16 protein-coding genes and 1 pseudogene are annotated in these 20,752 nt (G+C 63.0%); 10 read left to right on the top strand and 7 right to left on the bottom strand.

Going from position 1 to position 20,752, the window contains the following annotated elements; genetic code table 11:
- The first annotated feature begins 6 nt into the window (after positions 1–6).
- Complete coding sequence (locus tag MXD62_RS16890; protein ID WP_248830217.1) at positions 7–450, top strand: hypothetical protein; 444 nt, start codon at positions 7–9, stop codon at positions 448–450.
- A gap of 207 nt (positions 451–657) precedes the next feature.
- Positions 658–1,056, top strand: coding sequence for a hypothetical protein (locus MXD62_RS16885; RefSeq protein ID WP_248830212.1), 399 nt, complete (start codon positions 658–660; stop codon positions 1,054–1,056).
- A 27-nt stretch (positions 1,057–1,083) separates the two neighbouring features.
- Here the strand turns inward: MXD62_RS16885 and MXD62_RS16880 are convergent, their stop codons facing one another.
- A complete protein-coding gene (locus tag MXD62_RS16880) occupies positions 1,084–2,217 on the bottom strand; it encodes a hypothetical protein (protein ID WP_248830211.1) in 1,134 nt (377 codons plus the stop codon).
- A gap of 228 nt (positions 2,218–2,445) precedes the next feature.
- Here MXD62_RS16880 and MXD62_RS16875 point away from each other — a divergent pair, with 228 nt between their 5' ends.
- The 5 genes from MXD62_RS16875 to MXD62_RS16855 all read left to right on the top strand — a co-directional run bounded on the left by MXD62_RS16875 (position 2,446) and on the right by MXD62_RS16855 (position 7,925).
- On the top strand, positions 2,446–2,658 hold the full coding sequence (locus MXD62_RS16875; RefSeq protein ID WP_248830210.1) for a helix-turn-helix domain-containing protein: 213 nt from the start codon (positions 2,446–2,448) through the stop codon (positions 2,656–2,658).
- 446 nt (positions 2,659–3,104) lie between these two features.
- Positions 3,105–5,021, top strand: coding sequence for a P-loop NTPase fold protein (locus MXD62_RS16870; RefSeq protein ID WP_248830209.1), 1,917 nt, complete (start codon positions 3,105–3,107; stop codon positions 5,019–5,021).
- Between the two features lie 2 nt (positions 5,022–5,023).
- Positions 5,024–5,839: a hypothetical protein gene (locus MXD62_RS16865; protein WP_248830208.1), complete on the top strand. Its 816-nt coding sequence runs from the start codon at positions 5,024–5,026 to the stop codon at positions 5,837–5,839.
- Positions 5,839–7,152 (top strand): 7-cyano-7-deazaguanine synthase, encoded by a 1,314-nt coding sequence (locus MXD62_RS16860; protein WP_248830207.1) that lies wholly within the window; start codon positions 5,839–5,841, stop codon positions 7,150–7,152. The genes MXD62_RS16865 and MXD62_RS16860 overlap by 1 nt, the downstream gene beginning before the upstream one ends.
- A complete protein-coding gene (locus MXD62_RS16855) occupies positions 7,149–7,925 on the top strand; it encodes a TatD family hydrolase (protein ID WP_251081851.1) in 777 nt (258 codons plus the stop codon). Before MXD62_RS16860 ends, MXD62_RS16855 begins: the two co-directional genes overlap by 4 nt.
- A gap of 87 nt (positions 7,926–8,012) precedes the next feature.
- Here the strand turns inward: MXD62_RS16855 and MXD62_RS16850 are convergent, their stop codons facing one another.
- Both MXD62_RS16850 and MXD62_RS16845 read right to left on the bottom strand, forming a co-directional pair.
- Positions 8,013–8,780, bottom strand: a complete 768-nt coding sequence (locus tag MXD62_RS16850; protein WP_248830205.1) for a hypothetical protein — start codon at positions 8,778–8,780, stop codon at positions 8,013–8,015.
- A gap of 193 nt (positions 8,781–8,973) precedes the next feature.
- Entirely contained in the window at positions 8,974–9,303 is a 330-nt protein-coding gene (locus MXD62_RS16845) for a hypothetical protein (protein WP_248830204.1), read from the bottom strand.
- 1,386 nt (positions 9,304–10,689) lie between these two features.
- Here MXD62_RS16845 and MXD62_RS16840 point away from each other — a divergent pair.
- Positions 10,690–12,234 (top strand): hypothetical protein, encoded by a 1,545-nt coding sequence (locus MXD62_RS16840; RefSeq protein ID WP_248830203.1) that lies wholly within the window; start codon positions 10,690–10,692, stop codon positions 12,232–12,234.
- 162 nt (positions 12,235–12,396) lie between these two features.
- Here MXD62_RS16840 and MXD62_RS16835 read toward each other — a convergent pair whose 3' ends face one another.
- Together MXD62_RS16835 and MXD62_RS16830 are read right to left on the bottom strand one after the other, a co-directional pair.
- Positions 12,397–12,939 (bottom strand): hypothetical protein, encoded by a 543-nt coding sequence (locus MXD62_RS16835; RefSeq protein WP_248830202.1) that lies wholly within the window; start codon positions 12,937–12,939, stop codon positions 12,397–12,399.
- 82 nt (positions 12,940–13,021) lie between these two features.
- Positions 13,022–14,452, bottom strand: a complete 1,431-nt coding sequence (locus tag MXD62_RS16830) for a hypothetical protein (protein WP_248830201.1) — start codon at positions 14,450–14,452, stop codon at positions 13,022–13,024.
- Between the two features lie 244 nt (positions 14,453–14,696).
- Here MXD62_RS16830 and MXD62_RS16825 point away from each other — a divergent pair, with 244 nt between their 5' ends.
- Both MXD62_RS16825 and MXD62_RS16820 read left to right on the top strand, forming a co-directional pair.
- Complete coding sequence (locus MXD62_RS16825; RefSeq protein ID WP_248830200.1) at positions 14,697–15,740, top strand: amidase domain-containing protein; 1,044 nt, start codon at positions 14,697–14,699, stop codon at positions 15,738–15,740.
- A gap of 110 nt (positions 15,741–15,850) precedes the next feature.
- Complete coding sequence (locus tag MXD62_RS16820) at positions 15,851–16,435, top strand: hypothetical protein (protein ID WP_248830199.1); 585 nt, start codon at positions 15,851–15,853, stop codon at positions 16,433–16,435.
- A gap of 12 nt (positions 16,436–16,447) precedes the next feature.
- On the opposite strand, the gene MXD62_RS16815 is transcribed toward MXD62_RS16820, so the two are convergent.
- Together MXD62_RS16815 and MXD62_RS16810 are read right to left on the bottom strand one after the other, a co-directional pair.
- Positions 16,448–19,876 carry a DEAD/DEAH box helicase family protein gene (locus MXD62_RS16815; RefSeq protein ID WP_248830198.1) on the bottom strand — a complete coding sequence of 1,143 codons (3,429 nt, stop codon included), beginning with the start codon at positions 19,874–19,876 and terminating at the stop codon, positions 16,448–16,450.
- 43 nt (positions 19,877–19,919) lie between these two features.
- A pseudogene (locus tag MXD62_RS16810) lies at positions 19,920–20,752 on the bottom strand (restriction endonuclease subunit S); the annotation flags it as partial.

Below are 20,752 nucleotides of genomic sequence, written 5' to 3'. Positions count from 1 at the left end.
CTGGCTGTGGGCTTGAAAGAATCTCTGAGGTTTGACGGCCCCGACAATCTTCGGCCAAGCGTCGAAGAGTTTGAGCGGACCGCGCAGAAGGCGGAACAGGCCGCCTTCAAAGGTTTGATCATCGACACTATGACGCTTCATCGCAGGGGGCTCGGTGTCTTGGATCCCGACCGGGCCCCGAAGCCTGTCTCCTCTCCGTTCGTCCGGCGCATGCCTGAAGATCAGTCGGAGATCGAAGCGAAACGTTTCGAGACGCAGGGGCGGCACATGGAAGCCTACGAGCTCCACATTCTCCAGGCCTTCGAACACTTCGTGCAAGCGTGGACCGCACTCATTGATGGTTCACTGATCTGCGACTGGGAAATGATCGACGACGAGTTTCCGAAACTCGCGACACTAGCAGCCGAAGTCAACCGCGCCTACGTTATCTGGTCCTCAAAAAATCGATGACCATCCGCAAGTCGGATCAGGAACTGGCCGGGCACTTTGGACTCGGCGGGTACTAGCCCGAACGCCCTCGCGGTCACCTCAAAGCCTGCTGTGGCGCAGTGCCTTCAGGGTCGCTGTCGGCGATGCTCCTCCGATGATCAAAGGCTCCGCAAATAAGTGCGCCTTGACAAATGCGCTTACTTTGATCATAGTTGATATGTAAAAGCTATGGCCAGACCCTCAAGCAAGCCATTCCCAGAGCTCGACCTAGAAGAGGCGGCCACATACACATTCCGCCTTTTTAGGGTTGTTGGTGCAGATTTCTTCACCCGCAAGGATGCAGCAAGGTTTCTCGGCATAAATGTTCAGGGAAAGAAGTTTCCCGTCAAAATATTTCCCTCGCTACTTATTTTTGGACTGCTACATATCGAGCAGCGAGGCCGCCATGTCCGCTACCAGGTATCCGAAGTGGGACGTGTAATGGCTCTACGGGTGCTTGAGGAGAATCCGGATCTCTCCGGCGAACCGATGACTCCGGCCGGGCGGGAGTATCTGGAACGGCGGCTGTCCGAAATCGTAGCGGAGATGGAACTGGCTGACACTATCGACAACGAACCGGGCGCATAGCCGCCGATGTCAGAGCCTCCAGAGCCCTCAGGGTTGTAAGGATTTCGCCGCCGGCTCCCACACAAACACCACCCCGCCCCGTGGCAACACCCACCCCTCAAAGTCCGCCCGCACCGCACGGGTGGGCACCGCCTCCGCCGTCCGGCTGATCCGCCCCCGGTTGCTGCTCGGGAAGAACTCCAACAGCCGGACGTCGGAGATGTCGACGCCGCCATACTCCAGCTCGACGTTCAGTCCCCGGGTCGGCTGCTCAACGTCAAGCTTGATCAACCGCCCGTCCTGGCGCACGATCGCCCGGTAGGTATACGAAACCAGAACCGGCTGTCCGGCCGCAACGACCTCGCTCCCGATGGCCGCGCTGTACGTCTGGCTACCGTGCTTCACACTGCGCCGGATGGCTCTGGCCCGCCCGTCGATCGTGAACTGCACCAGCTCAAACGCACCCTGCGAGGCGCCGTCGAGCCCGCCGACCGGCCGGAAGAACCAGGCCGACGTCGCCCCGGCCTCGGCGCTGAGCTCCCGGTACTCCTCCCGATCAGAGGTGCAGACGAAGCGGCGCACCGGGCTGATGGGAACCGTCGTGTACTCCCAGCGCACCGTGGCGACCAGGAGGCCGGCCTCAGCAGCGGCCGCTGCTGAGGAACTCCCGAGGGGAGTTCCCTCGTCCGCTACCGGAGAGAGCGTCACCTCGACGCGGGCATCGTGCCAGCGCTCCACCGAGGCGATGGCCTGGTCCCGGATGTCGTCGTACAGCTCGTGGGCGAACGTGGCATCGCCGAGCCGCAGCGCCAGGCTGTTGCGGATGATCTGATCCAACATCGCCGGCGTGGCCACTCGGGCTAGATCCTCGGCGTCGAAGGCGAAGCCGCGGATGACGGCATCCCGCAGGGCCGGCGCCTCCTCGGTGATGATCTTTCTCAGCTGAGCCGACTGCAGCTGCGCGGCCTGCCGTCGCTGCCAGTAGTCGATGCCGATGCCCAGCAACCCGAAGGAGAAGAGCAGGCCGCCGACCTCGCCGAGCGGGAAGAAGTCCAACCACCGAAGCCCCGGCAGGGCGTCCAGGTGGCGGGCCAGTACCAGCAGTCCCAGTCCCGCGAGTGCCGTAACCAACCCGATGAACGCGGTCTGGAGACGGTCGAACTGGTCGCGGAGATCTGCCATAAACTGGCTTAATTATATCACTATTAAATGTGCACCGGAAAAGCTCCGCGCACGACGAAGCCCCCGAGGCGTAGCCACCCGGGGGCTTCCCGGGGCCGATTGGCCCCGTCGTCTTCAGTTGCCCTCGCCGCCCATGCCGCCACCTCCTCATGGTCGCCCGATCCTGGCTGATGCTACTCATAAGTCTGTAGACCTACAAGTAGCAGTCTCGGCACCGTCAGTGTCGACATGGAAGGTGACCTGCAGCGGATCTTCGGCCGCAACCTGCGCCGCTACCGCGAGCAGCGTGGCCTCAGTCAGGAAGCCTTCGCTGACGTCGTCGGCGTCCACCGCACCTACATGGGTGGCGTGGAACGCGGCGAGCGGAACCTCACCCTCAAGTCGGTCGAGCGGATCGCCGAGGTGATCGAGGTGGATCCGTTGGAGATGTTGCGGGAGTAGTTGCTCGGCAGCAAAGAATCAAACCTCCATGCATACGGCTCGCGATGTTCCGTTATGTGGCAAACGCCACATATGGCGAGTGGACACCTGTTCGATTCCCGAGGTAGCGTGATCGCCCATGAGTGATTGATCGCTACCCATACCATGTTTCGACACCTATAACCATTGCGTAGCTTCCGGTGTGGGTAGCACCGGATCGCGTTCTACTTTGCCGTATGGGACTTGGATAGTTGTGCCACATACGACTTCGCCTTGGCTATCCGATGAGTGCCGTCGGACGGTGCAATGGTCCAACCTGCCCGCTTCATGCCCTCACGGCTCCTATGTCAGAGTGTGCCTACTCGAAGCCGTTTATCGCATGGCGGTCGGGTGGGACTGGTAGCCGGGCTGCCGCCTTTGAGGCGGAGTCAATCCGAATCGGGGGATCTGGTGGAACATAATTCTCAATGCTCAGCTGGAGTGCTGACGTGACAGCCACTCAATCCTCCGGCTTGTGGTCGGACGAGCCGAGCAAGGAAGACCTGCTCTCGTTCGACGCAGTGGCTGGCACCGTGGTCGACGCCGTGCTGGATGACGCCCTCGACCCCCTAGCCATGGGGGTGTCCGGCGCGTGGGGCAGTGGGAAGACCACCATCCTGCGGCTCATCGAAACTGACCTCGGCGACCGCCAGCTGCCGGACGGACAGAAGGTCCTGGTGGTATGGACCGATCCGTGGCGCTACGACCCGGGCATTGGCGCGAAGGAGACTCTGATCGGGGACGTCCTGGCGGCGCTCGCTGGCGAGCTCCAAGAGGCGGAGGGAACTGGCAGCAAGGCCAAGAAGCTGCTGGCTAAGCTTCGGGATCGGGTCGACTGGTCGAAGGCTCTTCAGGTGGCGGCTAAAACGTCTCTCGCGCTCCAACTACCCTCCGTGGACGACTTGACAAGCTTGGTCAAGGACGGAGGTGACGCTCCTGCAGAGCCTGAGAGTCGCGGGCTTGCCGAGTTTCACACTCAGTTCGAGGAGCTGATGGCCTCGAAGGAGCTCAAGCACCTCGTTCGCGTCGTCCTCCTCGTAGATGATCTAGACCGCTGTCTCTACCCGACCGTCGTTGACACCCTGGAGACCATTCGGCTTTTCCTGGCCGTGCCGAAGATGGCCTTTATTATTGCGGCCGATGAAAGGCGAGTGGCTGACGCACTGCGTGAACGTTTCCCCAACGGCCCCACCGACGAGCAAGCCCCAGATGGGCAGCCCGAACACCCAGCAGATCTCTACTTGCACAAGATCGTCCAGACCACCGTGCCGCTCCCGGCGCTCAGCCGCTTCGACACCGAGACATACATCGTGCTGCTTCAGCTCAAAGCCCGTCTCGAGGGTTCCCAGCTCGCGCCGTACGTTGTCCGCTGTGCGGCATTGCGCCGTGAAGCGGGGGTCCTCGATGACCTGCCTGAGGTCAACACCAGCCTGGATATCTCAGCCGAGCTGACGCTGGCGTCGCGACTGACACCCATCCTGTACGAGAAGCTGCGCGGGAACCCTCGGCGGATCAAGCGTTTCCTCAACGACCTGCGTGTCCGCCAGTCCATTGCCAGTCGGCGGGGCATCACGCTCGACGCTGACATCGTCGCCAAGCTCATGGTTCTCGAAGTGTTGCTCCCTGACGACTTCGCGAAGGTGCTGGAGTGGCTGGTCAAGGGTGAGCTGCGAGAGCAGATCCGCATGCTGGAAACGGCAGCCGGGCGACCCCCACGACAGGAGGACGAGCCGGATACCGAACCGGCGGAAGCAGCGGCAGACGGGGCTAGGCCGGGAGGTAGGGCTAGATCCTCGGCTGAGCAGCCCAGCGTGGAGTCCGCGCCGTCCTTCTCGGACGAGCTCATCCGTTGGGCCAAGCTGACGCCGACCGCGTTGTCCAGGGAGGACTTGGCCCCGTACTTGTTCTTGGCAGCATCGTTCAGCGGCAAGCCGCTGCTAGATGAAGGCCTTCCGGTGCGCCTGCGCGACATCGCGGCGAAGCTGCTGTCGAGCATCCGGACCCAGCAGAAAGCCGTCACCGAAGATGATCTTCAAGCCCTGGCAGAGGCAGATGCTGAGGTCTTGATCCGCCACCTTGCCCTTACGGCCCGAGATCGACCGACCGAGCAGCAGGCCGCCATGCTCGGCATCATCCGCATCGTCAAGCAGCACCCGCAGATCACGATCGCAGCCTGCGGGCGGTTGCGTGCCATACCACCATCCGATCTTGAACCAGGTGCACTACTGCTGTTCAAACTCCAAGATCGAGCGGTGTACGGCAGCGTCTTCGATCACTGGTTTGCTGACGCTCCGGATGGACCTGTCAAGAATGCGCTGAAGTCGTTGATCGTGGAGCAGGTCTAGCGATGGGCACGAAGGGCTCCTACAGCGGCGGTGGCGGCAAGCCGGGGAGCGACCTGCGACAGAATATCGAAGACTGGCTGGACTCCTTGCCCGACCTGTCGCCGCCAGGTGAGACCCTGCCACCGGACCAGCCACCAGATCGCCCGGATGTTCCCCCGATCCGGCCGCAACAGATCCGGTCTGCGCTCGGCCTCTTCGCACCGCGTCCCGGCGGTCGCTCCGACGGGCCTGGCAGCGGTGGAGGCGGGAGCACCGGAGGTTCGGGCGGCCGGGCACGTGGCGGCGCCCAGCGAACGGTGTCTAGCTCGTCCCGTACCGCGGGTCGGGCCGCTGCCGCTGCCTACGCCCTGCGTACTGGTAATGCCGATCTGCTACGGCAGGAGTTCGGCCTCGACTACGAGAGTTTGCGCGCCAACCCCGACATCATCGACGTAGCCCGGCAGATCATGGTCGCTGCTTGCGGACCGCTGCCGGACGGCACCATCGAGGAGGAGGAACAGCGCGTTGTCGCGGCCCAGGTCGCGCAGTACGTGCTGGAGGCAAGCCTCGATGGCGAACTGCCTACGCCTGAGGAGATCGTGCGAGAGACGATCTCCTGTATCGTCTTCGAGGCCATTAGCACTGAGACAGCTGCCAAGGTGCACAACGGAGAACGATCGGACTGGGTGACTGCTGAGGTCGAGCGTCAGCTACGCGAAGCTACCCAGGCGTGGGCCTTCAGAGTGGATCTGTCGCGGAACGGCGCGACACCGGCCGAGTTTGAGAAGGCCATCGCCGAGGGCATCGAGATGATGCACACCATCTGGGGAAGTGACTGATGGCCAGCTACTCCATGTGCTTCCAGATCCCCGAATCCGTCTCACCGGCTGAAGCGCGAGGCTGCTTCTTCTGGGTCCATGACAGCACTCGTGACTCCTTCGTGTCCACGTTGCTGCCCCAGCGCGAAGCCCTCGGTCCACGCCTCGGTGCGCTCGGGCCAGTGGCTGAGGCCAACGTCGACCTGGTCCGGCTGGCGGTCATGGTCTATGCTGCCGACCGTTCCACACTGCGACGGGTTGGCTCGACGAACTGGTCACGGCGTGACCTGTCCCTTGACGTTCCGGTCGCCATCCCATCCCGGTGGGAGCCGGTGCGACTTCAGCTTCAGAGCCTCCTGGGCTTTCTGTCAGGCGACACCTGGACCCTGACTTTCTGCAAGGCCGCCGCGCCGAAGGAGAAGGTGCAGGACAACCGTTTTGCGGGCGCGAAGCGGGTGGTGCTCCTAAGTGGCGGGGCTGATTCGGCGGTCGGTGCACTATTGTCGCGTCATGAGCTGGGCGACGCGCCCCAAGTGCTGATGTCGCATGTTGGCCTGACAAATCTGAGGCCGGTCCAGCAAAATATCGCGCAGCGCATAGGCGAGCTGATAGACGGCCCGACGCAATTCCATCAACAGATCCACTTCTCGCGGCACGCGACGCAGTACGAGGGCACTCGTTTTCCCGATGAAACCTCGACCCGTACCCGATCATTCCTGTTTCTCGCACTCGGTTTGGCCATCGCTTCTATGGATGGGGTGCCGCTCTGGATTCCTGAAAACGGTTTCGCATCACTGAATCTGCCGCTGACGGCCGACCAGCGCGGCAGCCTGTCCACCCGCACAACTCATCCGATGTTCTTGGAGCAGCTCGCTGCTCTCGCGTCGGCAGCAGGCGCCCATGCCCAGATCGAGAACCCGCTGTCAGGCATGACCAAGGGCGAGATGTTCAGGAATGTCGGCGAGCTCGTCGGCAATGAAGCGGCATCCGGCCTTTTGAGCGCCACCCACTCCTGCGGTCACACTGGGCACCGCAACTTCAAGATCTCACCCATCCAGCACTGTGGCGTCTGCTTTGGCTGCCTGCTGCGACGCGCATCCTTTCTCGCCTCAGGTCTTGAAGACCGGACGAGCTACCTGTCCGCCCGCATCGCCGGCCGCCCTGATAACTACCTTCGCTCCAAGTCGATGGAACCGTCCCTCCGCTCCTTCCTGGCACGTGGCCTGCGCAACCATGACTTTGCGTCGCTAACTCTGCCCACTACCTATCCGACGGCCGCCGCTCGCGATATCTGTAAGCGCGCTCTGGTCGAACTGGGGCTGCTCTTTCTATGAGGTCTGCACTGCCACCGCTTGATCTGCATGCGCACGTAGACCCATCTACCCCAGAAGATGATCTCCGGATTTTGGGCGCGGTGATCTTCGCGGCCACACGCTCGCTCCCCGAAGCAGACAGTGCCCTACGACGACGGGACACGTTAATTGTTTGGGGGGTGGGCAGCCATCCAGGAGTCACCAGCAGCCACCGGAGTTTCGATGCAGCCTGGTTCCGTTCCTTGATCGAGCGCACTGTCTTTGTGAGCGAGTTTGGCCTCGACGGCGGTGCCAAGGTGCCGCTCGATCAGCAGCTTCAGACGCTTCGCGGGGCGCTCGATGTTCTGGTCAACAAGCCGCGGATTATCAGTCTGCACAGTTATAGGGCGACTGGCCAGCTTCTCGACGTGCTGAGTGCACAGCCAGTGCCGGGCGTGGTCCTGCACTGGTGGCTCGGCAGCGTCGCGGCAACTAAGCGTGCAGTCGGACTGGGTTGTTATTTCTCGGTCAACGCGGCGATGTTCCGGCGTCCTGGCGTACTCCGCCACATCCCGCTGAACCGGCTACTCACTGAAACAGATCATCCGTACGGCGACCGGACGGGACCTCGCCCACACCAGCCGGGCAACGTGCTTCCAGTTGAGTACGCCATCGCAAAGTTGCATGGCTTGGAGCCTGAGGAGGTACGACGCAGCATGTGGCGCAACCTCAACCGGCTTGTTGTAGAGACGGGCTGTAGCCGTCTATTGAGCCGGCAAATTCGCTCCTATCTGATTGCGGGTACCGAGCCATAGAGGGGGTATGAAAGAGACGTAGCTGACAGGAGCCATAACAGAGTCCCAGATAGGAGCGGTGGGGCCTGAGGAAACCTCGGCGAGCCACTATCGATTCTCCTGACTCGAATCCTTCGACCGGAGATCACCAACTTCCGCCTCGAGTTCAGCCAGCCGTCGCTCCAACTGCGCCCGGGTCGGCCGCTTCAACGCCGGAGGAGGTACCGGGCGCTGGTCGGCGAAGCCGATTGGCTCGTACGCCACGATGGTGGACGGGTCTTTGCTGCACTCGGGGCACTTCATCGATGACGAGCCGTGCATCGTCGGGCGTGCGGTCTCCGCATGGCGCTGCGTTTCCGTGATGTGCCCGCAGTACAGACGCACTCGCCATCGCATGAGGTCGTGGTCGGGCGTCCTCGCCTCGAAGAGGATCTTCAAGGCCTGCTCGACGGCGGCCTGGCGCCCAGCCCGCAGCACCGGGTCGGCCGCCTCCTCAGCGCGCCACTGTTCCGCTAAGCCGTCGACATGGCGCCGGATGTCCTCGCTGCCCTCCTGCCGTCGATGATCGGCCCGCGTCAGCTGGTACTCCTTGAGCGGCACCCCGTGGCTCTCGTACGTCACATCGCGCACGTGGAGCACGTTAGGCAGGTGGAGGAGCACCCAGGGTGCATATCGGACGTATAGGCGTAGGCCACGTGTGGCATGACGATCAGTAGCCGTCGGGCCCGTATGGGTTCCATCTCCCGAGGAAGCCCTGGCGGCGGTGGGAGAACGGGCCAGCATGCGGTTGACGGCGGTCCGGGAATCGGCCACGTCCTGCTCGGCCTCCATCCACACCCCGTGCATCACCCCGTTGTTGTAATCGAGCAGGCTCACGCGACGTAGATCCGTGGCTGGTCGGGAGCAGGCCGTTCACCACCTGCGGCGGCCCGCTCCTCCTGAAGCTCACGCCCCAGTTTTCGAATATGTTCCTGTTCCAGGGTAAGTGCCATCGCTTACAATTGACTTTATCTTTCGGGTATCGTGGCGCATACTGGAAAGCACTATGACCGAAGAACAACTTAATAAGCTAATCGATCACCAGTTCGCCAAGTTTTACGGCCTCATCGACCGAAGGCTCGACGAGGTACGCAACGAGCTGCGCACCGAGATCGCAACAGTCCGGGATCGCGTGGACAGCCTTCACGGTGCCGTAGATTCCCTTGCCGCCCAGGTCGAGAATGCCTCCATCGACAACCATGCTCGGGACGCCCAGATCGACCGCCACGAACAAGCCATCACGCGGCTCGCGGATCATGCGGGCTTGCGAATTTAGAAGAGGATCGGCTTCCGGCCGGATCCAGAGCAATAATGAACCACAAGCAGTATCATTTTTCGTTGACCCGCCGTGACGCAGCATCCAGTGAATGGTTGTCCATTGGCCGTGCCCAACAGATCAGGTTTCCTGCGGGCGTGGTCACTGGACGTGGAGTTACTCGGTATCGCAGGTCTCATCTGTACTGGGATGCGACCAGTCGGGTAATCGCGATCATCTTTACCCCCAACGACGCTGACGAGACTGCATTTCCCCTCAGGTTTATTACAGGCGGGGCAACTATAGCGGCTCGGCGCTTCTTCAGGGCCAATGATCTCAACGTTGATGATCTAGCCGGAAGGTATCCAATCTCGGTGGTGCCCGCGCGGGAGCTGGGTATCCCGAGCGATGAGGATGCGTTTCTCGTCAAGGTTTCCGAGAAGGCGGTCAAATAGTGGCCAGCGGTCACGCAGCTCACGGATCATGCGGGGTACAGGTGCGGTACGAGTAGTCCAGCTGCCGGCGGCCTTCACGCGCTCCCGGGCGATCCGCTCCCGAGTCTGAGTCGCGTACCCGGATTGAGTTCGATACCGGCCCGGAGGTGCTATATTCGTGCGTTGCTTGGCTAGTCACGCTTTACCCTGCCATAATTATGCACCGGTGCCGCGATTGGGGTCAATACACTTTGGCAATTCCGCAACACCGACCGGCAGCCCACAACCTCAAGGCCATCCATTTGACATAAAGCAATGGAGAGCATTACATTAAGTACAGTTATGCAACCAGAGGTTCCCTACTACGATCTACCGAGGGTACTCCGCCAGCTTCCGGTGGTACTCGAAGCGACGGCACAGCAGCCCGCCGACGTCACGATCCTGACGAAAGCCCTTGGTTACGCCCCGGCGACCGCAGCAGCTCCCATGCTGGTCAGGTCCATGGTGCTTTTCGACCTGCTACACATCGAAAGCGGATCAGGAAACGGGGGAAGAGGGCGATACCAATATCGTGCAACCGCGCTCGCGCAGGCCCTCGTGAAGGCAGATCCCCGAGGAGACGAAGGCGGCGCCTGGTACTCAGGGCATTGACCACCCCGACGATCTTCCTCGACCTCTACAGCCGCTTCGGGGCTAACCCACCAGAGGATCTGGCGGCGACACTACAAGATGAGCACGATGTCCCTTCGGGCAAGGCGACCAGGGTTGCAAAAAACTACCTTCGCGGATTAGATCTTGTGCGCGCGAGGCCCCCGAGGACGCCCACCAGTCTGCGGCCTGCGAAGCAGCCCGCCAACAACGAGGCCCGCCTCTACGCCGGCGGGATCAAAGTCACCTTCGATGGCGGCACCAGCGTTACCTTTCCGGAAGGGTCGAAGATAACCAGAGACCTGGCAGCCCTACTCTTCGACGTATACATACCGTGTGGACAGGACAACCACAAGGGACACCCCGGGACCACTTGCCCAACCACGGCCGTCGTTGGAAGTGTCGGGGAATGGGCCGAGGGAAACCGCTGACCGACCGGCAACTACTCCTGCTGCGACGCATCCACGGTGGCGATGACCTGAGCGGCCCTGACGGCATTGGTCAGCGGGTCTCAGCACGAAGCCTGCAACGGCGCGGTCTTGTCGATGTCAGCCGCCGCGATCGCATCTGGCGCGCGACGATCACCGATGCCGGTACCTTCTACCTGGAACACGGCCACCACCCCGCCCACCATCCACCCGCGGAGCCGTCCACGCCACGTGGGACGCGCGCCCCGAGCAGCCCGCCACCCGTTCAGCCCTCGCCGGCTGTCCTGTCCCAAGGATGCGGCGAAGACCAGGCCCGAGAACTCCTCGAGCAACTGCAACGTGAAGGCGGAACCCTCCGGGTCGACGAGCCCGACGACGACACCCGGGCGCGGTACCGGCGGACGATCGACGCTGCCAAACGCCACCGGCTGGTCCCGGATGGGTTCCATCTCAGGCACACCGGCCGTGACCGCGGCGACCTCATCATCCGGCTGTCCGACGACAGCCAGCCTGACGATGAAGACTGGAACAGGATCCGGCTCAACACCAGCCCGCCTCGCCGCACCCGCCTGACCAGCCCCGACCCTGCACTGGTCGTCGTCGCGCTGGAGAACGATCCCGCGGCGTTGGATGTTGCTGCGGCGACCCTCGGCCGTGCTCTCGCGCTGATCCGCCTCCTGGCGGACGAAGCACGCACCCGCGGCCATCGCGTTGATGTGAACAGGAAGACCCCCCACCCCAAGCCGTACCTGCAGATCGGGTCGGTCCGCCGATACATCTCGCTCCACGAGGAGTACGACGACGTTCCCTACACGCCCACCGATCAGGAACGCGAGCTACTGCGCAAGCACCCCCGGCGGAACCTGCCCCCCACCGACAAGCTCGCGTCCGGTCGGCTGCGCCTGCGGATCGCCCGCACCGGCCGGGGCAACCATGACGGCTGGGCTGACAGCGGCGCCGCCCGGATCGAGGAACGCATCCCAGAGATCTTCGACGTCGTCGAGGTGGGCGTCACAGCCGACGAGCAGAAACGCCGTGCCGAAAGGCGGCGGTACGGGGAATATCTCGACCAAGTGGTACGTGAGGAGGAGGCAGAACGCCATCAGTGGCAGGCAGCCCTGGATAAGGCACGACCAAAGGCTCTCGAAGCAGTCCGCAGACGAACCTTCCGCGCCGCCTACGACGCCTGGATCGCTGCCACCGAGATCCGCGCCTTCGCCGACGCCCTCGACCAGGCAGCCCACCACGACATCGACCAGGCCCGCGCCAGCAAGCGCGCCCGCTGCATCAGCTGGGCTCGTGCCGCCGCCGATCAGCTCGACCCGACCGCCTTGGCCGGCTTCGACTTCGAGACCGAGCCCACGTCCGACGATCTACGGCTCTACCTCAACGGCTGGAGTCCACACGAACCCGAGCAGGAAGCCCGGCGGGACCGCGATGACGAGCTCCTGGCCGCCCTGCGCCGCCAGACCGACACCTGGTACCACGGCATGGGCGGACACTCCCGGGCAGATCGGCCTTCATGAGCGCCCGCTCGTCCCGGTCGACGACCACGACCCGGCAGTCGCCGACGCCTTCGATGGGCGCAGCTGCTGATCAGACGAGCGGCGCTGCCGACGTCTCACCGTGGGAGTCCTCGGATGGGTCAGCTGTAGGCGACTCGCACGGATGGGCGGCAGCAACCGCCGTCAAGGATCTCCCGAGCCTGAAGCCGCGGCCTGCCGCCGCAGCTCACTGACTTCCGCCTCCAGCTCAGCCAGTCGCCGCTCCAGCTGTGCCCGCGTCGGCGGCCTCGGCGTTGGCGCCGGCGCCGGTTTCCGCGGCTTCGGTGGCTCGGCCAGCAGGCCGAGCGGCTCGAAGGCGACGATGTACGACGGATCCTTTCCGCACTCCGGGCACTGCATCGAAGACGCCCCAGCAAATGTTGGTCGCGCGCTCTCAGCATGGCGCCGGGTCTCGACGATGTGCCCGCAGTACAGACGCACCCGCCACCGCATGAGTTCGTGGTCGGGCGTCTTCCGGCTGGTGATCATCTTCCATGCACGGCGGGCGACCTCGTCCCGATGCGCCTTCAGCACCGGATCGGCAGCTTCCTCGGCCTTCTTCTCCGCGATGATCTTCTTGGCCCAGCGGCCGGCATCCTCACTGCTCTGCTGCTCCCGATGATCCTTCCGCGTCAGCTGGTATTCCTCCAGCGGGACCCCGTGGCTCTCGTACGTCACGTCGCGCACGCAGGGGACGGTAGCGGCATCCCGGGTGAAGATCGGCGTTTCAGCCGGATCAGTGTGGTCTGCCGGTGGTACCATCTGGCGGCTACCCGTAGTAACCAGTCTCCGGCCCATACGGACTCCATCTGCCGAGGAACAGCTTCAGCTCATCCGGCTTCGGCTCCGGATCCGCTGGCATCGCCAGCCTGCTTCCAAGCGGGTCGACCCGCGCCACGTGCTCAGTGGCCCAGCTCAGCCACTCGGCAGCGGTCTCCGCCTCGGCACCGTCCATCGAGGCGATCCGTTCTTCCATCGCCACGATGTACTCCCGGAGCTGCCCTGCGTGACGCCAGGCCACCATCTGCTGTTCCAGCACCTTCGCCCGATGCGCCTCGCGATGATCGACCTTGGCCTTGGCCATGGCGGCCTCCCACTGCCGCCGGCGCTCGCGGGCTGCCTCCTCGGCCGCCAGCCAGGCCTCTTCAGCAGCAGCTGCCCGCAGCTCAATCTCCTGCAGGATCCGCGCCAGGCAATCTTCGAGCGGCCCCTTCCGGTCTGACCATTCGGACTGCCAGTGCTCGAAGCGGCCCAGGACATGGATGGCGAGCCGCTCGGTCGGCGTCTCGTCGTACTTCGGTGGCCACCGAAACCGGAGCGTTCCGTAGTGCGCCATCTCGGCTTCGGTGGCCGTGTGCTTCGCGCGGTCGATCTCCTGGCGGATGGCCATGCCCACGGCCTGCCCGTCCATCGTGACGGTGAGGTCGGCTTCCGGCTGCCTCTCCCCACGCCGGCCGTACGTGGATTCGGCGTTCTTGGCGACCCGAACTTGATACCCGCGCTTGGTCGCTTCGGCCGCCAGGGCTTGGACCAGCCGCAGGGCGCGCTGCCGGGTCGTCGCCCCTTTGATCCCCTTGATCACTTCGCCGTCACGAAGCGCCACGACCACCGGATGTGCCTTGTGCAACATGGCCGGCACGGGAATCGGTTCCAGCACCGCCATTCGCCAGGCCGGAAGGTCTTCGAGTCGGATCTCCCGCATGCGCCACGACGAGTCAGCCCACTGGTACACCAGCTGTTGGCCGACGGGCACCTTGTTCCAGCGGTTCGCTGCCTTGACCCGGGCCTCGTAGTCGGTCTTGTCCGCCCGGGTGTCGATGGTCAAGACGCCACCGGCCGCGATGACCGCCGCGACCAGCTGCTCACTCACTGACGGCTTCGGTGGCTTGCCCGCCGACGGCCTGGTCTTGGGCTTGGGCGCCGGGGTTGCCACGGATCGTTCGGGCTGAGGCGGGCGAGGGGTCGGTGTCTGGCCGGCAGGCGGGAAGTCACCGTGCTTGAGGTAGTGGTGTCCGCTGTCGGTGATAGTCGCCCGCCAGACCCCGCCTTTCTTCGACACCGCGACGAGCCCGCGCCAGTCCAGCGCAGCCGCGCTCGTCTTGTGGGTGTGGTCCTTCATGACGCCGTCGGGGCAGCCGTCGCCGATCCAGCGCAGGACTTCGAGCTGGCGGGCGTTGAGCGGGGCACGGAGGTCGACCACGAAGGTAGTTGTAGCCGATCGCGGCGCTTCCGGCATAGGGGAAGGACACGCCAAGTCGACACACGACGACCTTACGTCTGTATTCGCTTGATGATTTATCTACCGCATGAAAAGGTCAACAGTCGCAGAACGGACGTCAGATCCGGAAAATCGCATCTCCGGGCCAAGTGACACCCTCTGCTCGGTAGCTTCTCCGGACAAGTACCCGTCCGACGGATTTAGATCATCGAGGAGCGAAGTAACCATGGGGCGTCGCAGGCAAGCCGTTCTGCGCGGATCCGCAGCTTTCGCCGTGGCGGTGGGGTACGGAGCACTCTCCGGGCCACCGGCCGAAGCCAGTGCCCAACCGATCCGCATCGTCGGGACGAACAACATCGGTGTCGGCCTTCGGCCCGCTCCGGACATGAACCAGCCGATCATCGGCGGCATCCCGGAGGGGCAGAGCCCCGACTACCATTGCTACGTGCGCGGGCAGAATGTCGGCGGCACCGACGTCTGGTTCTACGTCACCTACGGCGGCGTCACCGGTTACTACACGTCCTTCTACGACGACGTGCCGCTGGAGTTTCAGGCAGATCTGGAAGGGCACTACGGGATTCCACGGTGCGACGTGCAGAGCCCGGCACCCACACCCGCTCCGCCGCCGACCGATGCACGTATCAACGTGACGCCGGACCAGGGGGTCGAGGTGGTTCCTCCTCCGGCGACTGTTGAATACGATCGCAATGTAGCCGTTGCCTGGGCGATGGAACATGCTCTCGACGATCAACCGCCCTGGGGGGCATGCACGTGGTTCGTAAGCCACGCCCTCTGGGAAGGTGGTATCCAGCAGGAACCGTTCGTGTGGGCCGAAGACCCAATCTATCCGGCAAAGAGTTTTGGTTACGTCCGTGGCGTGCTTTTCGACGCATGGCAACCGCTTGCGTCCGCCGCCAAGCAGGCAAAAACACTATACAATCATCTGCTGAGCAAGCCATACGTCGAGTCTACGCTACTTGATCACGAACGATTCTTGGCTAACGCCGTTCCGGAAGCCCAGGTCGGCGATATTATCGCTTACGACTGGCATCTACCTGATGATGGCGAAGATGGCATCAGCCACCTGGCAATTATCACGGAGATCTCACCCGGGCAGTATCCTCAGGTGACTGAATGGGGCACTACTGAAGACGAAGAGACGAGATCCCGCTACGAACGTCGGCGCTGGACCTACTCAAAAAATGACAATCAGTGGCTCGAAGAGAAGTATGAAGGCGTGACCGCCGTTCTGCTCCATATCCGAGACTGAGGCTGTCACGATACGGGCCGGCCCGATGCTGGACGGATTCTTCATCCAGCCGCGTTCGTAGGCGGTGAATAGTTGCTTTCAATGGCTTTTTGATCTACACTGTTGGTGTAATGCGCAACTATATCTCGCGTGTCCCCTCTAGAATCCTGGCCGCAGCGCTGGCGGTTTCATTCGCCGTGCTTTCGGCTGCGGGAGCCGACCGCCTCAGCCTCGATCCCGCCGGGTTTCCGCCTACTCGGAGGGGCGTCTATGTTTTTCTTGCGATGACTATCGTCGGTGTTGTCTGTGCTATTTTGATCGCAAATCGATACTCGTCGAAATCGCGAATTGCGGTCCGCGCAGCGCTTCGAAGGGTGTTCGGCATCACGCTGCTGAGTAGCCCCTGGTTTTTGATTCTTCCCTTCCCGTTCACGGTCTACTGTGTCGCGGACTTCCGTACAGGCCTCGCTACCTCTGGCCACTGGTCATGGTTTGGTGGCTACCATCTCCTACTCGGCGCGTCGGATAAATTCAAGAGAGATTCCTATTTTTGCGTCGACTACATCTATGCCAGCGGATGGCGATTGCTAGGGCTGGCCATCGCCGCCGCCGTGTTTGGCGCTTTCTTCTACTTTCTTTGGCGTCGGATACTTTCGACAAAGGTCTCGTCGTCGGAACGGCACAGAGTCTCTGCTGAGGGCGGCAAATCCAGTTAGTCCGTGCTCAGCTTACCGCGTGCTTGAATTTGGCACCGCTCTCCCTTCGACCTGGCCCAGTACCGCAACCAGCACGTCAATCTCCGCGTCCGTAAAGACATCCTCCGGCCCACCCGGTGCGATCGAGCTGAACGGCGACTCGTACAACTGTCCGACGGCCACCACCCCGTTCTTGGCGAGCATGTCGATCAAGAGGTCGAGGTAGGCGCGCCGGCGCGGGGTCGCTGTCGCATCGGTTCGGAAATCCTCGAACGCCGCGGCCACCGACCCCCGGTCCAGTCCGGTGAGGGAGCGCACGAAGTGGCCAAGGCCGCCGCGTTCCGACTTGACCTGCTCGACGTCAGCGCCGGTGCCGAACCCCGAGTCAAGGAAGATCCGCTCCAGCTCGCCGAGATCAGCCTCGGTGATCTGCTGGTTGTGCCGGAGCTTCTGGACCGCCGGCTGATCCTCGTGGCTGCGCAGGTACGTCCGCACCTTGGCCTCGAACCGTGTCCGATCGCTGCCCAGCACGATGCCCTGCAGCTGCGTCGAACTCAGCTCGCCAAGCTGGTCCTCGAAGTCGGTGTACACCACGCCGCGCTTCGTCTTCTCGATCAGCCGCACCAAGCCCCGGACGCGCCGGCGCATCGACTCCAACATCGGCAGCGTGACGTCCTGCCACCACTCGTCGGTGGTTAGCTCATCCAGCAGCTCCTGCTGATCGCGTACAGCAGGAATCGTCGTCTGGTCCAGCAGCGCGGAAGCGATCTCCTGCACCCGGGTCCGTAGCCGGGTGTAGCCCGGGTCCGCCTGGAGGATGGCCAGCTGCAGGCGCAGCACCAGCAGGTCGAAACGCTTGGCTTCCTCGCCGCTGTCGTCGCCCTCCTGATAACCGGTGGGCAGCGCGGCCAGACGGTGCGTCAGCTCGTCGTGCTTCTCGGGGGTGACCTTCGCCCAACTCGCGGGATCGGCGAACTCCTCCACCTGCCGGCGGTAGGGCCGTACCAGCACGTTGTCGAGGTTCATCCCGGCGACTTCCTGCTGGAGCCGCCGTGCCACCTCCCGGCGCAGGCCGGCCTCGCTATGCGTTCCGTCAGGATCTTCCTCAGCCTCGGCTGACAGCTCCGGCCGCTGATCAAGCCCAAGCAGCAAGTCCGCCCGTCGTTCGAAGATCTGCTGGGTGAGCGACGGCGCCAGCCGCCCTTCGGTCGGCGCCATGTCCTGGTTGAAGTACTCGACGTTCTGGCAGAGGTCGAAAACGAGGAAGTGATCTTTGCTCTGGTTCGGCCCGAACAGGTCCGCGCATAGCCGGGTACCCCGGCCGATCATCTGCATGAACTTCGTTCGGGAGCGGACCAGCTTAAAAAAGACCAGGTTGACGACCTCAGGCACGTCGACGCCGGTGTCCAGCATGTCGACAGAGATCGCGATTTGCGGGTTCTTCGTCGGCGTGGCGAAGGACGTGATCAGGCTCTGGGCGTAGGGATCCTTGTGGGTGATGACCCGCGCGAACTCGCCCCGCAGGTGCGGGTAGCTGGCGTCGAAGCGCTCGGCGATGAAGTCGGCGTGCGCCTGGTTCTTGGCGAAGATGATCGTCTTGCCAAGCTTGTCTCCGCCTTCGATCTTCAAGCCCTCGGTCATCAGGGTGGCCAGGGCCTTGTCAACCGTGTCGGCGTTGAACAGGTACTTGTTCAGCTCCTCGGGGTTGACCTCGGTCGGAATGGTGCCGTCCTCCGACCACTCGGCCTCGTCCCAGGCTTCCTTCTCCTCATCCGACAGCTCGTCGTACCTGATGCCGTGGCGCTGGAACCTCAGCGGGACGTCCACGGTCCGCGGCGGCACCAGGTACCCCTCGGCAACCGCTTCCTCGAGGCTGTACGAGTCCGTCGGCACCTTGTCGTCAAGATCGAATCGGCGGTAGGTGTTGCGGTCGACCTCATCCTTCGGCGTGGCGGTCAAACCGACGAGCAGTGCGTCGAAGTAGTCGAAGATCGCGCCGTACTTCCGGTAGATCGAGCGGTGAGCCTCGTCGATGACGATGAGGTCGAAGTAGCCAGGCCCGAACCGCCGCTGATCACCCTTCGTCTCGTTGATCAGGCCCATCATGGTGGGGTAGGTCGACACGAAGACCCGGCCTGAGTCGTCCTTCTCTGTCAGCAGGTTGACCGCCGGCGCCCCAGGCAGGTGCTGCTTGAACGCGTTGTGTGCCTGCGTCACCAGTGCTTGGCGGTCCGCGAGGAACAGCACCCGCTTGACCCAGTTCGCGCGCATCAGCTGATCCGCCAAGGCGATGACCGTCCGGGTCTTGCCGGCTCCCGTGGCCATCACCAGCAGCGCCGCGCGCCGCTCCCGCTCAAACGTCTCGCCCACTCGGCGGATGGCGCGGGTCTGGTAGTGCCGTGCCACAATCTCTTCGTTGATCGACACGCTGGCCAGCAGCACCCGGCTGACCCGGCGCTGGATCAAGAGTCGAAGCTCGTCCTTGGTGTAGAAGCCCTGCACCGGCCGCGGCGGGTAGTGCAGGTTGTCCCAGATGTGGGTGTCATAGCCGTTGGTGTAGAAGATGATCGGGCGCTGGCCGAACATCTTCTCCAGGCAGTCGGCGTAGTGGACGGCCTGCTGCTGACCCACTCGGGGGTCGCGCGTCGTCCGCTTGGCCTCAACCAGCCCGAGCGGCTTCCCGTTGTCGTCCCACAGCACGTAGTCGACGGTGCCCTTGCCGGTCTTGGTCGGCATGCCCGTGACCGGGAACTCGCGGTCCTGCTTCTGATCCAGCGGCCAACCGGCTTCCTTCAGCAGCAGGTCGATGATCAGGCTGCGGGTCTCGGCTTCGTTGTAGTCGTGGTCGTCCGGCAGAGCGGTGTTGGCCGCCTTGGCCGTCTGGATGTCGGCGCGCAGCTTGACGAGCTCGGCGTCGAGCTCCTTGCCCTTGCGGCGCTCGTCTTCTAGCTCTGCCTGCTGCTGGGCAAACAGCGCAGCCTGCGCCTTGAGTTCGGCCTGCTTCTTCAGGCGGATGTCTGCGGGCAGTGGGCGCGGGATGAACGATGGGTCAAAGCTCAGGCCCGTGCCCGGCAGGTCCGCCGGGTTCCGGGAGTAGGTGCGGGCCATCCAGTACATGACGTGGAACAGCTCTGCCACGACCCGCACCGCGTCGTTGGCCGCGACCCGCCCGGAACCATGGACTGCGTCGTTGCCCTGCCGCCGGATGAGGTCCATCTTGGTGCGGATCTTCGGATCCGCCTGGCTCGCCAGCGATGGTTCAGCGATCATCGCCGCCAGGTCCCTGCGTTCCGGGCGCTTCAGGGAGCTGTCTGCCTGGTATAGCCAGCGCATCGCGATCTCAAGGCAGCGGCGGGCGTAGAAGCAGGCCGTCTGGGGGTCGGCAACCGCGACCCTCTCGGCGTGCGTGGCCTCAATGTGCAGGTCAGGCCACTCGGCCTCGAGGAACGCGAAGTTGCTCACAAGTCACTCTATCCCGGACAGTCGGGACAGTCGGTCGGGGTGGTCAGAGTTCGCTCCGAAAGGCGCGGTGTTGGAGGGATTCGAAGAGGCTATCAAATTTGGATAGTTCCGCGCGGTATACTCGTCTCAGTGAGGTGATAGCACGAATTTTCTCGGCGAACTGCTTCTGTAGATCAAGGGGTGGAAGCTCGACTTCTAGTGACTGGAGTCGCGATTTCGAGATGTTAGGCATTGAGCTGGCGCTGCCACTCGCCAAATTTTGGACGACGCGCCGCTTACTAGGGTACGAAAGTAGGCTGTGGAGGTAGATTGGATCTACCGGCGCCTCAGTGTCTGGCACGAGACGGAAAATAAGATCCGGCATTAGAAGTTGCGGCGGGGTTTCTTCTACGATTGCGCAAGCGCCGACTAGCTCGCGGGTATTCTTCCTAGTGAAGAGCAGGTCGCCCGATTTCACTTCACATTCCGGGAATGGTATCTCGCTGGATGGAAGCGCTTTGTTCTCGACTGCCTTATATTCGCAGCCCGTGACGGCGCTCAGTTTAAGGATCCCCCATTCGCCATTGTGCGCGGGCCGATTGAGGCATTTGGGACTTCGGCCGCTATCAATTCTGTGTACGAGATCCCTGATTTTGACAAGGGGCCACTCCTTTGTATTGCGAACGGGATCGCCGAAAATGTCATAGAAAATTTCCTGGGAGAGGGTGTCAAGAAGAGCGAGTGCCCTAAGGCGCTTCGCCCGCAGATCGGCCGCACGGTCTAGGATTTTTACCACGCTCTGCTGCTCTGGTAGTGGCAGCCTAAGGATCAAGCGTTCCTTCAGGAACTTAAAATGCCGCGAGTAACCTGCGGCCGGTATTTTTAGGGAATCTAGGT

The organism is Frankia sp. Mgl5 (genome assembly GCF_023242985.1).
Taxonomy (GTDB): Bacteria; Actinomycetota; Actinomycetes; order Frankiales; family Frankiaceae; genus Parafrankia; species Parafrankia soli.
The sequence above is the reverse complement of the archived record's forward strand: the minus strand, read 5'-3'. Positions and strand labels throughout refer to the sequence as shown.

Excerpts from the sequence above, each read along its gene's own strand:
- MXD62_RS16870 (WP_248830209.1), top strand. The coding sequence starts at position 3,105 with ATGCTCAGCTGGAGTGCTGACGTGACAGCCACTCAATCCTCCGGCTTG.
- MXD62_RS16860 (WP_248830207.1), top strand. The coding sequence starts at position 5,839 with ATGGCCAGCTACTCCATGTGCTTCCAGATCCCCGAATCCGTCTCACCG.
- MXD62_RS16880 (WP_248830211.1), bottom strand. The coding sequence starts at position 2,217 with ATGGCAGATCTCCGCGACCAGTTCGACCGTCTCCAGACCGCGTTCATC.
- MXD62_RS16865 (WP_248830208.1), top strand. The coding sequence starts at position 5,024 with ATGGGCACGAAGGGCTCCTACAGCGGCGGTGGCGGCAAGCCGGGGAGC.
- MXD62_RS16855 (WP_251081851.1), top strand. The coding sequence starts at position 7,149 with ATGAGGTCTGCACTGCCACCGCTTGATCTGCATGCGCACGTAGACCCA.
- MXD62_RS16820 (WP_248830199.1), top strand. The coding sequence starts at position 15,851 with ATGCGCAACTATATCTCGCGTGTCCCCTCTAGAATCCTGGCCGCAGCG.
- MXD62_RS16840 (WP_248830203.1), top strand. The coding sequence starts at position 10,690 with ATGGGCCGAGGGAAACCGCTGACCGACCGGCAACTACTCCTGCTGCGA.
- MXD62_RS16825 (WP_248830200.1), top strand. The coding sequence starts at position 14,697 with ATGGGGCGTCGCAGGCAAGCCGTTCTGCGCGGATCCGCAGCTTTCGCC.
- MXD62_RS16885 (WP_248830212.1), top strand. The coding sequence starts at position 658 with ATGGCCAGACCCTCAAGCAAGCCATTCCCAGAGCTCGACCTAGAAGAG.
- MXD62_RS16845 (WP_248830204.1), bottom strand. The coding sequence starts at position 9,303 with ATGCTGCGTCACGGCGGGTCAACGAAAAATGATACTGCTTGTGGTTCA.
- MXD62_RS16875 (WP_248830210.1), top strand. The coding sequence starts at position 2,446 with ATGGAAGGTGACCTGCAGCGGATCTTCGGCCGCAACCTGCGCCGCTAC.